Here is an 11,405-nt window from a genome sequence, read left to right as displayed (position 1 = left end):
AAGACCCGGCAGACTAGAAACACACGACCCGGTGGCCTCGTTTTCGAGCGTCGGATCGGCCTCATTTTTGAGCGTTGCCGACAAGATGGGCCCGCGGGGCCCCTGAGGCGCCCGCCGCAGCGCAAGGCGGGTCGATCACGCCGACTCCCGCTCCGCTCCCGTCGGCGCGGCCCTCTGCTCAGGCGGCGCCCACCCAGCCCGACGGCCCGCCGGCGGACAGCAGCATCACAGGCACGGCCCACGATCGCCGTTGGTGACGTCCACGCCCCGGCTCAGCCTTTGCGTCCGGGTCCGGCCTCGACCCGACGGCAATCATCGGTTGCGGACCGCCGTGGCACGCCTACAGGGCGCCTTCGGCGTCGCTCTCGCGATCGAGCAAAGCTCGACCCTTGACCCGCACCCCGTCAGTGCGCTTGGGCCGGGTATCGGGTCGAGGCCGGGGTCCGTCAGGCCCGTTGACGCGCACGAACTGTCCATCCGGCCGCGCCAACGCACGCGGTTAGAGGACGCCGCCCCCAAGCGTGCCCGCGATCTGCGCAGGCCGCCGCGTGTCTCATGACCCGGCAGGTGGCGTTTGCCTCCTACTCCGGCGGATGCTCGTCCAGACGTCTGTAGCCGAGCTCCTCGAACCAAGCAGGCGTCTCGCTCATTCGAACACCGCTTGGGTCGAGGACCATTGAGATGCCCTCACCCACGACAATCTCAGGGTAGAGCTCGCCGCGGGCCAGCGATGCGCGTATGTCGAGCTCGATGGTCCGCGCAGTGAACGATGCTAACCCGATCAAGCGGCCATCGAACCAAAGTTCCGTGGCCAGCCCGGAGGCAGTAGCGATGATCGTCTTGCGCGCGGTATCCAACACGACCGTAAGGAGGCCGGGCTTCTCCACTCGTTCTGCGTTGTCCAAGTCGATCGGGTTTAGGTTGGAGTCCAGGTATAGGCCAATCTTGGGAAATAGTGCAGGTGCAACTGACCACGTTCCGAGCATCATGATCGCAAGACGGCTTGTCTGGTCATTTAAATCGCGAAGCTGGATGGCAGCTGGATCCCACCCGCGCAACTGCCGAGCATCGGCGTGGGCGCGCACGAGCTCGCACAGCCGCGGCAGCCCAAAGTAGTCGACCTCCATAGCGAAGCCGCTGTCTGCCTCCCGCAGAATTGCATCCGGGACGGCGACCATGAGAAGTTTGCGCAGGTCGCTCGACAAGTCGTCTAAGCTAATGTCCGCCTCGTCATCAATGAGCACCCGGGTCTCGTGTACGAAAACGCCGTCCGAGCGCGGCCTGGCCGCGCTAACAGTTAGCGCGAGCCCGTCAGTGTGCACCCATCCGTAGTGCGTCCCAATTCGGGTGTAGGTGAATGGCGCGCGAGCCGTGCCTTCAGGTCCGCTGATCTCAAGCGTCGCATCTTCGCTAACGATGCTACCGCCTATCACGATGCGATCTGGCGCGTCGACCAACGCCTCGGGGATCGCCGAGTTGAAGGGCAGGCTGGTCGTCCGGCCATCGAACAAATCCGGCCGGCCGAAGGCCGCCCTATAGACCGAATTGCGTTGCTTCTCGGGGAGCTTCTCGAAGAAATCGAAGTAGTCATCAGCAACAATGATCGCCGTCTCGCCGTCTTTGTCGATATTAATCTCAACAGTCGCGCCAGGAACCAGAGATCTCAGACGAATCTCCGCCAAAGCAAGCTGGGTTCGACGGGTCGCACTCGGCTTGAGTGCCGGAATTAGGTCCGAACGGAAGCCGGGCTCTGGTCGGCAATCGGCCGGAGTCAAGCTCTTGGTCTTCTTACGTGAGTCCAGAAACCGCGAAAGCATCCCACCGAACTCGGGATCCATTACGCGGTAGTAGCATGCCTCAAGGCCGTCAACGAGATGCACCAGGACGAAAACCAGCGGTTGCCGGTATCGAAGCATATTCGACGCGTCGGCGCGATTGAGCTTAACTCGTCCGTCCGCCAGTTTCGTAGCGCGGACGCACACCCCGAAGTGCGCGGGAATCACAGGATTCGCAGACGCGGTGTCCGCAGACTCCTCCGCTTGACACATGAAGTCGACTCCGAAGTCCTCAGCAACCTTCGCCGCAACGATCAGATGCTGTCGCTCTGCCATCAGGCGAAACTGATTCTCGCCGGCCGTTCCCAGACGCTGGGAGAGGGACCGCTGCTTGTAGTCCGTCACGCACGCATTATCGTCCTGAGGCTCGCGCCGCCGGACCGGTTGGGCCCTGGACGTCCCGAAGCACGGATGCCTGCCGGGTTGGGCTCGGTACGCCGCGTGAGTGCAGCCCACAATATTCCCGGGCAAGCCCCCGTCCGTCCATTGACACGTGTCCGTCAACGGCGTGGTGGGCCGTCATGGCGTTTGCCCGGGGCTGGCGTCGATGCCGTACGCCTGGTATCCGATGGACGCGGTGCAACCACGAGCACCACCGAGGCTAGGACCTCTCGCCCCGAGGCCTTCGCAACGAGGCGCCCGGCGACTTGACGCCGGGGCGTGGTTAGGCGTCCTACGAACCGGCCCAGGTCCGAGCTCGACTCGATGCTGGCCGCTACCGACTTGGTACCCGGAGTCCCAAACGACCTCGGGGACCGCATCTCACAAACCGTCTGTCCGTGCGAGCACGCTGGTGCAGGCCAGAGCTCCAATGGCAGGCCTCGCAATGAAGGCGGTCGCTGCGAGCCGCGCACATGCGACGTACCGCCAGCGCGTGACCGGGACGAAGGAACGTGCGATCAGCCGCCGCACGTTCGGAATGAGAGGACAGCCCGAGCAGCTTAGGGCTTGGTCTCCGACTTGGTCGTGGTCCGACAGGCGCGACAAAGGAGTACGCCACAGAAATACTGCAACGAGCTTCGCCAGAGGCGTTGCAGGGCGGACCTGGGCGGGCTGCTGCACGCACGGGCGGGGCCAGCGGGGGCCAGGCGTGGAGTTTGCAAGCAGGGGTTATGGGTTCGAGTCCCCTTGGCTCCCCACTGTGATGCGTCGAGACACAGGTGAAACCCTGAGTCAGGTTCTTACGCGACAGGACGCCCCGGGTCATCGGCCCGGTGCTCCCTTGTTGGCTGCGCCAGTAGCCTTGGTCGGGCTCGACAGTGTGCGTCGAGAGGTTCTGTCTGGTGGTCAGTTCGATCGTGGAGGTCGAGGTTGTACGAGTCCCCGTCCTGAGCCTTGGTGCCCCACGATAGTGATGGGCCGGTGTCCATACCCTTGCGGTCAGCGGCAGCCGTGGTGACCAGCAGGTTGTTGACGACGACTTTCAACATGGCAACCCGGGCCCAGGACACGCCGCGGCACCTCACGTATGTCCCGGCTCACGCGTCGCCTATGAGCTGTCTCCTATGCCCCGACCTCAGGCACCCTTGGCTCCACCACACAACAAGGCCCTTCCCACCCACCGGGAAGGGACCCTTCGTCATGCACGTCGTCCGCGCCGTGCGCTGGCCGGCCCGTGAATGGACCCTTGGTACGCTGCACAGGGCCGATGCTGGTGTTAGGGCGGCATGACACATGCTCGATGAACGATTTCTTGGGGGAACGAGTTGCAGCGACAGGGGGGTACCGCGGATCGCGATCGTCAGATCCGGGAGATGCGCGCTTTTGGCGCCACGCTGGATGAAATCGGCAAGGTCTTTGGTATCACGCGGGAGCGGGCTCGGCAGATCGTCGGCAAGTTGGGTGGAGTTGACCGCGCCACAGTCCAAGAAGCACGTCGGCAAGTACGCAAGACAAACGAGGCCAAGCTCCGCGATCGGATCTTTGCTTTCGTAGCCACAGGCGTTGCCAGGTCGCACCGCGACGTGGCAGTCCTGACTGGTGCCAACGAAGAGCTGATTCGCCGCTTAGGCGGCAAGGAACTCTCCGCATACCTAGGTGTGGCTAAGCGGGCTGCAATCCGGTGGTCTGAAGAAGACGTCCTCGCGGCTCTGCAGGCCGCCGCGACTTATGAATGGCCGCTGTCGCGGGGTGGCTACCAGGCACTGGTCGATAAAGGCGAGGTCACCGGACCCAGCGCAGCCCGCATCGAGCAGCTGTACGGCTGGGCCGACGCATGCGCGATGGCTGGTGTCGAAGACCGTCGCCGCGAGGGGCGGGACTACCAGTCGACCTGGACTGACGATGACCTGTGGCACTACGCGCGTAGTTACATTGAGCACGCGGGGCCCGCGGCCCCCTTTCACGCGTATGACACTTGGCGGTCGGAGCACGCGAGTGGAGCGCCGTCGAGTGGCGTGCTTCGTGGTCGGCTCGGCAAGTGGAATCAGATCCGCCGGAGCGTTCTGATCGAGGGAGTGGGTATGAGCCAAGAAGCTCTTGCGGGGCCCGAAGCACTGCGTGTGGACGAGCAGCTGGTCTCGCGCATGGACGACGAAAGTCGAGTGCGAATCTGGAAGTCGGTCTTCAACATCTTGGACAAGGGTCCGCAACGGTCAACGTCCGGAGGTCGGACGGGTCTTGCGCTGGGGTATGTGCAGTCTGGCAAGACGACGTCTATCACAGCGTTAATCGCAGCGGCGGCAGACCAGGGGTACCAAGTGATCGTGGCGCTCCTCGGCGGCACCAACCTTCTCCTGGACCAGAACAGGCAGAGGCTTGAGACCGCGCTTGGCACTCAAACGCGGAAGGACTATCGGTGGGTCACCGAGGTGAACCCGTCGGGTCGTGCAACGGCAAAACGCATCGGAGCTCGGATCGAGGGTGACCGGGCGGTACTGATTCCGGTCCTCAAACACTCTGGCAGATTGAACGCGTTGGCGTCCGTTCTTGACGACGTCCCAGGGATCGAGCAGGTTCCAGTCTTGATCATTGATGATGAGGCCGACCAGGCGTCACTAAACACCGGCTCGACTGCCGAGAGCAAGACGTACGAGGCGATACGAATCCTTCGCTCACGGGTTCCGAAGCACCTGTATGTGCAATACACCGCCACGCCCTATGCGCCGCTGATGCTCGACGCTGACGACTTGCTTAGCCCTGACTTCGTCGAGTTCCTTGAGCCAGGTAACGGATACACGGGTGGTCGAGAGTTCTTCGTCGAGTTTGCGACCCAGGTCATCCGGGATGTCCCGATGCTTGACGAACAACCCGCCAAGACACTCCCTCTCGAACTTCCACGGAGTCTGACATCTGCTCTGGGTTCGTTCGTTGCAGGTGCCGCCATGCTGGTCGCGCGTCAACCAGACGCGGCGCCAGTGAGCATGCTGATCCACTCCACACAACGGAATGACGTCCAGGAGCGCTATAGATTTCTCGTCGAACGCGAGTTGCGGAAGTGGCGGACTGTCGTCGACAAGGCGGGATCGGTCACCGATCTCCCCGAGGCTATCCGGCTGGAGCGGACCGTCCTCGCGGAGCGCGGCGCGCCCGAACTCGATGACGTGGCGTTCGTCGAGAAGGTCCGATGGGTTCTCCGAGAGACGTCATTGTGGCTGGTCAACTCCACGTCGTCGCTTAACAAAGTCACCTGGAACGTCACCCCAGTGCACATTCTCATCGGCGGTAACAAGCTTGACCGCGGCTTCACGGTGGAGGGACTCACGGTCACGTATATGAACCGGCCACCGAGCCCACAGGTCGACACCCTTGAGCAACGAGCGCGCGCCTTTGGCTACCGACGTGACCAGCTGCCCTACTGCCAGTTCTTCGCAACGAGACGCACGATCCGGTCACTTCGCGACATCGTGTTCACCGAGTACGACCTGCGTGCTCAGCTCCATGACCACGTCGACGCTGGCGGCACCGTCCACACGTGGGCCCGGCAAGTTGGCCTGCTGCTTCCAGACGGCATGAAGCCCACGCGCGACGCAGTCGTGAGCCAGCTCGACTACCAAGGCATGGGGTGGTCATCCGTTCGCTTGCCGCGAATCACCCCTGACGCAATCGAGAAGAACCGCAGGATCGTCGAAGAGATAGGCCTCTTCGACGCCCCCTTTGTCGACTACGGCCGCCTCTCCTTCCGAACACATGAGATGCCGGTTTCTGAGGTCAGCGAACTCATCGTTGAGCGCTGGGCCGCCGATGAGTATGGACCTTCCTGGAGGCTTCGTGATGTCATGGAATCGCTGGAGCGCCAACCCGATCAAGATCACCCCGTGCCCGTCATCCTGATGGAAGAGGCAGGGCAGCCCAGAGTTCGCAAGTGGGACATCGAAACCGGGTTCGTCAACCTCTTCCAGGGCCGTGACAACGTCCGGTCTAGCGCCGGACCCGCGTACCCCGGTGACAGGTCCATCGGCGGCATTGATGCTGACCCGGGCGCGGTCGTGGTCCAGATACACAGGGTCGTTCGTCGCGACGACCCGACGACCGAACTTCTTGTTGTCGCGGTCCACCTCGGAGACCGCAAGATCGTTCGAAAGGGAACTACGGCATGACCGCGAACCAATCCGGAGTCCGTTCTGGCGTCCCCATGCAGGTGCCGATCTCGGCCCTGCTGCTCGACCCGTACAACCCGCGGCTTCCGGAGTCCCTTCGTGGGGGCGAGCAAGCCGATCTAGCAGTCGTGCTCGAGATGGGTTTCGACGCCTTCGCCGTCGCGCAGTCGATCGCTGACAATGGATTCTTCGCCGCGGAGCCGTTGATCGCCATCCACGGCAATGAGAACTCGGAGTACATCGTCGTCGAGGGAAACCGTCGGTTGACCGCGCTGCTTGGACTCTCGCACCCGGAGATCCGCGAGCAGTTCGCTGACCCTTCTCGCTGGGAGTCTGTTGCGGAGAAGGCAGCGATGTCGCCCGAAGTGGTGGTGCCGATCGTCGTCCACCAGAACCGCGAGGCGACACACGTCGAGGTATCCCGCGCGCACGTGGTCGGCAAACTTCAATGGCGGCCATACATGCAGGCTCGCTTCATCGCCGCCCGTGTCGCCGAGGGCCGAACCATCAAGGAGGTTGCCGACCTGATTGGAATCACGAAGAGCAAGGCCTCGGACCTTTACCGAGACCAGGCGATCGTTGCACAGGCGGAGACAGCAGGCCTGAGCACCGGTGAGGTTGAGCGAGCCTTCTCCGTGCTGACAGTCGCGATGAGCAACACTAAGCTTCGCGACCACATCGGCGCACCGCTCGGTTCTCGACTCGAGCCAGGTGAAAATCCCGTGCCTGAGGGGAAGATCCCCGAGCTCAAGGAGGTCATTTCCTGGGTATTCGGTGACGAGGACGCGGAGCCTGTCATCACCGACTCCCGGCAGATGAGTGCGCTCGGGAACGTCGTCGCGAGCGAAGCCGGCCTTGCAGCGCTCCGTGGTGGCAAGAGCTTGGAAGAGGCGAAGCAGCAGGCTCAAAACGCCGGTATGGATCCGCGCGAGCGTCTCGTCAAGAGGATGACTGCGGCGGCCAACGCGCTTGGTGCAGCAGGCAATGACCTCGCCGAGTACGCGACCGACAAGCAGGTCGTCAGTCTTTTGTCGGACCTCGAGTCTCTCGTTGAGTCGATGCGTAACGTCATCGACCAGGCGGCCGAGGCACCCCAACTGTGACCATCCGTGGCAGGGACAGAATCGCGGACTGGATAGAAACAGCCCTGGTGGTCAGAGGACCTCGTCCGCTGGGGCTGGATCGGCTCTACGAGTATTTCGAGGCGTCCATCGGGCTTGAGTCCCAGCTTGTCAATACCGGAATCCGTGAGATGGCACGAAGGGCAGCCCTGCTCGGAGACCGCTACCCGTTCACGCTTCACGGAGAGTACGCCGTCCAATGCTCCCAAACCGCGACCTCGTCCACCTACACGACGATCGCGCTGATGGCACCCGGCAACCCGGTGCGACAATACCTGAGCGCGGCGCCCGATGAGTCGATGGCGGTGATCTTCGAGAACGTGGTCGCGCAAGCTGCCGGTAAACTCTGGGGCGCAGCGGGTCTTGCACTCCGCTTCGGTTGGCCGTCCGACGTCGGTCGCCCACCGGAGTTCGATCTCGCTATTCGCTGGTTGGCGGAGAAGCTCGGGGTGGAGGTTGGGCAGGGCTACCGTCAACCGCGTCGAAAGGACGGTGGCGTCGACGTTGTTGCCTGGCGCCCGTTCCCCGATGGTCGACCCGGATTCCCAGTTCTGCTTGTCCAGTGCACTCTCCAGGAGAACTTGCTTGCCAAAGGCATGGACGTCGACACGCGGCTCTGGGGCTCTTGGCTGGCGATGGACGTGGATCCGACGATGGCGCTGGCCACACCAACGGCGCTCCCGCCCGGCATCATCTGGAGCGAGCTGGCACTGAAGTATATGGTGCTGGACCGCAACCGGATCGTGGGTCTTGCCGAGCGTACGATCGCTGACGAGCTCGCAGTCGACTGGGTTGCCCAGACTGTCAATGACCTGCACGAGCACATGGAAGAGATTGCTGAGCAATGAGGGTTCAGAAGCAGGACGTCGTCGCGGAGATCGCCAAGGCAATCGGTCGCGCGGCTCCCAAGATGTCCACCGGGTCGACCGAGCCTCGCGCAATCTTCGATCTAGTCAATGAGGAGCTCGCACTAGGCCTTCAATCGACCCTCACAAAGCCACAGATGGCCCGAGCGATCGTCGAGTCGACCGGCCAGGTTTGGGGTCCGGACTACGAGTCGCGCGGAGGGACGGTGACCCTAAAGGGGCTGGAGGCCGTGCGTGAGGCGGTTCGTTTCTACGTCGGAGAGTAGTCTGCTGGAAATCCTCAGCGCGCCAGTAAGCATCTCGCAGCTACCCTGCCAGATCAACACTGGGGTCGGCGGTCATGCCCGCCTCAAACTCGATGGCCGACCTGGACAAGGCGCCTTCGCATGGGTTCCTGCTGGTTGCCTCACGAACCGTCTCAACGAGCGCGCGGGGCAGATCAGCTGCGTTGCATTCAACATGCCTTGAGAAGACGTGCCACGCCGCTCCCACGGCTACGCCGTTCCCGACCTGCTTGTAGGACGCCTGGTCGCGTTGGGTTCCGAACGAGAGCTCGGGGCCAAAACCTTGAAGGCGCGCCGCTTCGTGCGGCGTAAGTCGTCGTCGCCGGCTGCCGACAATTGACGTCTGCGTGATCGCGACCAGGGCGGGCAGGTAGGTCGGTGCCTTAGCGCGAATGCCGGACGGTCGGAAGTGCATAACCGTGTCCCAAAGAGAAGCTGAGTCCTGGGCCTGCCATTCGAGTTTGCGGCGGGAGGCTGGGAAGTTCGCGAACGATGGGTTGGCCTTGCGCCATGCTTTGATGACGTCACGGTGGTCGTCGAAGAAGCGAGCGTTCTTGATGAGGAAGTCGGCCTTCCAACGTGGGAGCATGTCAAGCTCGATCGGGTCGAGGCCCCGCTCGGGGACCCAGGCGTCGGCCCACAGGGGAAAGCCGGGAAGGCGGTAGCCGCGAGCGGACCACATGCGCTGGACTAGGTCGTCCCAGACGTTGATCCACTCAGTCTCGTCAGCGCCCAGACGGTACCTCTCGATACCTTCGATGCCGGCGTCGTCGTCGAGAACCCAGTCCACATCCCAGTCGTGCACGTTCCATCCGTCTACGGGGCCGCGGACGAGGGTGGGCGGGACGTCGGTCTCTGCGAGTGCCCGGTCTGGCCCGACGTAGGTGCCCAGGATGAAGACGCGGTCGCGTACCTGTGGCGTCCCACCCAAGGAGGGCGGCAGGAAGTGGGGCGAAAAGACGGACGGGGTGGAGGAGACTCTGTAGCCGAGCTGACGGAGCGTCTTGATGATGACGTCCCACTCGTGCTGGTGCCGCGGGCCGGCGATGTTTCGGACGTTCTCGAGCAGCACCACCGCAGGCGATCGTTCCTCGAGAATGCGGGCGATGTTCCAGAACAGAGTGCCCCTTGCCTCGTCCATCCCTCGCTGGAAACCCGACTTGGAGAACGGTTGACACGGGAACCCCGCCGCCAGCACGTCATGCGGAGGCACATCCACCGGACCGTCGGGCGGCGTGGCAAGGGTGATGTCGGTGTTGATGATCGGCCGCTCTGCCTGCGGAAGCGGATCAACCCAGTTATGGGTGTACGTGTCACGCGCATCATGGTCGATCTCCGAGACATACACGCATCGACCACCCGCGTGATCCAGCATGGCGTGGAAGCCACCGATGCCGGCGAAGAGATCCACGTACGTGAAGGGTGCAGATCGCCTCAGCATACCGGACAGCTTAGCTGATTCGTCAGCTAAGTCAAGCTGACGCGCCGCAACGGAAAAGTCAATTGGCAGAGGCTTGTTCATGGAACGGACCGTCCGTCCGGCAGAGTACACCGCAAGAGTCGACCCACTCTGCGCAATGTGACTGTTGGCCTCTCTGGACGCACCATCAGCCGCCGGTGACACCGCACATCCGATGCCAGATGGCCGTCACTGCAAGATGCGAGCTGCGACCCCGTGGGCGTCATCGCGGACGTCGCACTCCCACACCCGAACGACCTGCCAGCCAAGCTGCTCTGCAAGCGCCGTCGCGCGTTGGTCTCGCTCCTCGTTCCGGCGCATCTTGGCTGTCCAAAGGTCGGCGTTCGGACCGGTCCAAGGCGTCTTGCGGCCGTGCTCCGGGCAACCGTGCCAGAAGCATCCATCCACGAACACAGCCAGGTGGCGCCCAGGAAGGACGAAGTCGGGGGTGCAGCCCTTGGCAAGGCGCCGGTGGAGGCGGAACCGCCCGCCAGCTGCATGGACCGCACGTCGTAGGAGCACCTCAGGCGTTGTGCTCTCCTTCCGCCGGCCGGCAAGATGGGCACCAGCCTTGGTCGATACCCACGCTTCACGCATACCTCAACGGTACGAGATTCGGATCGAGCCCCATGCTGACCGTGATCGTCATCAATCCCGAGTTGCCTGGTCATGACGTGACACTCGCGCGGACCTCCCCAGGTGCCTAGCCGCCTCCATCGTGTCTGTGGATGGTCCATCGCCGTGACCGGGGATGTGGACGACGTCGCGTACTGCTACCAAGTACTGCAACGCAAGCGGCGAGCGGTGTGCCTTTGGTGATCGTCGATGGCTCCCTCCACGCATATACAGGCGGTCCCGGGGACAGGCAAGAACGATTCGCGCCAGGACGGAGCCGGCCGAAGACGACACGAAACGCGCGACCGCATCACGCAGGTCTCCGGGCGCCTGGACCACATTACGACCCTCCTGTCGAGGCCGCGCTCTGGCTCACTCCTCACCAAGACAGACCTCGTCGCCGCCTAGCGCGAGGGCGTGACTGCCGCGCGCGCTGAGGCGCGGGCCAATGTCAACGACAAGCGATCGCACCGTGATGCGGCCCATGTCCACAAGCGCGCGGCCGCCAAGTTCGACTCGATGCGAGACGACGTGCGAGCAGTCGCCCACCGCGCGGCGTCGGCGCGGGACGCGGCCGCAGCAGACCACGACGAGGCATAACGCCTGCCAGGCCGGGCCGAGCTTGCGCGTAAGCCGCAGGCCCCGAGCACCCGAGCTTGGGCATGAGGGCGTACCGCTGCCCAGCAG

General features: G+C 63.4%; 8 protein-coding genes. 5 read left to right on the top strand and 3 right to left on the bottom strand.

Going from position 1 to position 11,405, the window contains the following annotated elements:
* Positions 1-581: 581 nt before the first annotated feature.
* On the bottom strand, positions 582-2,180 hold the full coding sequence (locus tag ACYVLP_RS05730) for a hypothetical protein (RefSeq protein ID WP_460626374.1): 1,599 nt from the start codon (positions 2,178-2,180) through the stop codon (positions 582-584).
* A gap of 1,409 nt (positions 2,181-3,589) precedes the next feature.
* Here ACYVLP_RS05730 and ACYVLP_RS05725 point away from each other — a divergent pair.
* Genes ACYVLP_RS05725 through ACYVLP_RS05710 form a run of 4 tightly spaced genes read left to right on the top strand, consistent with a single transcriptional unit; the run spans position 3,590 to position 8,626 of the window.
* Positions 3,590-6,373 (top strand): Z1 domain-containing protein, encoded by a 2,784-nt coding sequence (locus ACYVLP_RS05725; RefSeq protein WP_460626373.1) that lies wholly within the window; start codon positions 3,590-3,592, stop codon positions 6,371-6,373.
* Complete coding sequence (locus ACYVLP_RS05720) at positions 6,370-7,476, top strand: hypothetical protein (protein ID WP_460626372.1); 1,107 nt, start codon at positions 6,370-6,372, stop codon at positions 7,474-7,476. Before ACYVLP_RS05725 ends, ACYVLP_RS05720 begins: the two co-directional genes overlap by 4 nt.
* On the top strand, positions 7,473-8,342 hold the full coding sequence (locus ACYVLP_RS05715) for a hypothetical protein (RefSeq protein ID WP_460626371.1): 870 nt from the start codon (positions 7,473-7,475) through the stop codon (positions 8,340-8,342). The genes ACYVLP_RS05720 and ACYVLP_RS05715 overlap by 4 nt, the downstream gene beginning before the upstream one ends.
* The gene (locus ACYVLP_RS05710; RefSeq protein ID WP_460626370.1) at positions 8,339-8,626 is read left to right on the top strand and encodes a hypothetical protein; all 288 of its coding nucleotides are present in this window, start codon (positions 8,339-8,341) and stop codon (positions 8,624-8,626) included. The genes ACYVLP_RS05715 and ACYVLP_RS05710 overlap by 4 nt, the downstream gene beginning before the upstream one ends.
* Before the next feature lie 40 nt (positions 8,627-8,666).
* Here ACYVLP_RS05710 and dcm read toward each other — a convergent pair whose 3' ends face one another.
* Positions 8,667-10,166 carry a DNA (cytosine-5-)-methyltransferase gene (gene dcm, locus ACYVLP_RS05705; protein WP_460626369.1) on the bottom strand — a complete coding sequence of 500 codons (1,500 nt, stop codon included), beginning with the start codon at positions 10,164-10,166 and terminating at the stop codon, positions 8,667-8,669.
* A 126-nt stretch (positions 10,167-10,292) separates the two neighbouring features.
* Positions 10,293-10,700, bottom strand: a complete 408-nt coding sequence (locus ACYVLP_RS05700; protein ID WP_460626368.1) for a very short patch repair endonuclease — start codon at positions 10,698-10,700, stop codon at positions 10,293-10,295.
* Between the two features lie 435 nt (positions 10,701-11,135).
* On the opposite strand from ACYVLP_RS05700, the gene ACYVLP_RS05695 reads away from it, so the two are divergent.
* Positions 11,136-11,318, top strand: a complete 183-nt coding sequence (locus ACYVLP_RS05695) for a hypothetical protein (protein WP_460626367.1) — start codon at positions 11,136-11,138, stop codon at positions 11,316-11,318.
* Positions 11,319-11,405: the final 87 nt, after the last annotated feature.

It is taken from the genome of Intrasporangium mesophilum, from assembly GCF_054783095.1.
The sequence above is the reverse complement of the archived record's forward strand: the minus strand, read 5'-3'. Positions and strand labels throughout refer to the sequence as shown.

What these genes read in the sequence shown, in the direction of transcription:
- ACYVLP_RS05710 (WP_460626370.1), top strand. Translation starts at nt 8,339, where the DNA reads ATGAGGGTTCAGAAGCAGGACGTCGTCGCGGAGATCGCCAAGGCAATC.
- ACYVLP_RS05700 (WP_460626368.1), bottom strand. Translation starts at nt 10,700, where the DNA reads ATGCGTGAAGCGTGGGTATCGACCAAGGCTGGTGCCCATCTTGCCGGC.
- ACYVLP_RS05725 (WP_460626373.1), top strand. Translation starts at nt 3,590, where the DNA reads ATGCGCGCTTTTGGCGCCACGCTGGATGAAATCGGCAAGGTCTTTGGT.
- dcm (WP_460626369.1), bottom strand. Translation starts at nt 10,166, where the DNA reads ATGAACAAGCCTCTGCCAATTGACTTTTCCGTTGCGGCGCGTCAGCTT.
- ACYVLP_RS05720 (WP_460626372.1), top strand. Translation starts at nt 6,370, where the DNA reads ATGACCGCGAACCAATCCGGAGTCCGTTCTGGCGTCCCCATGCAGGTG.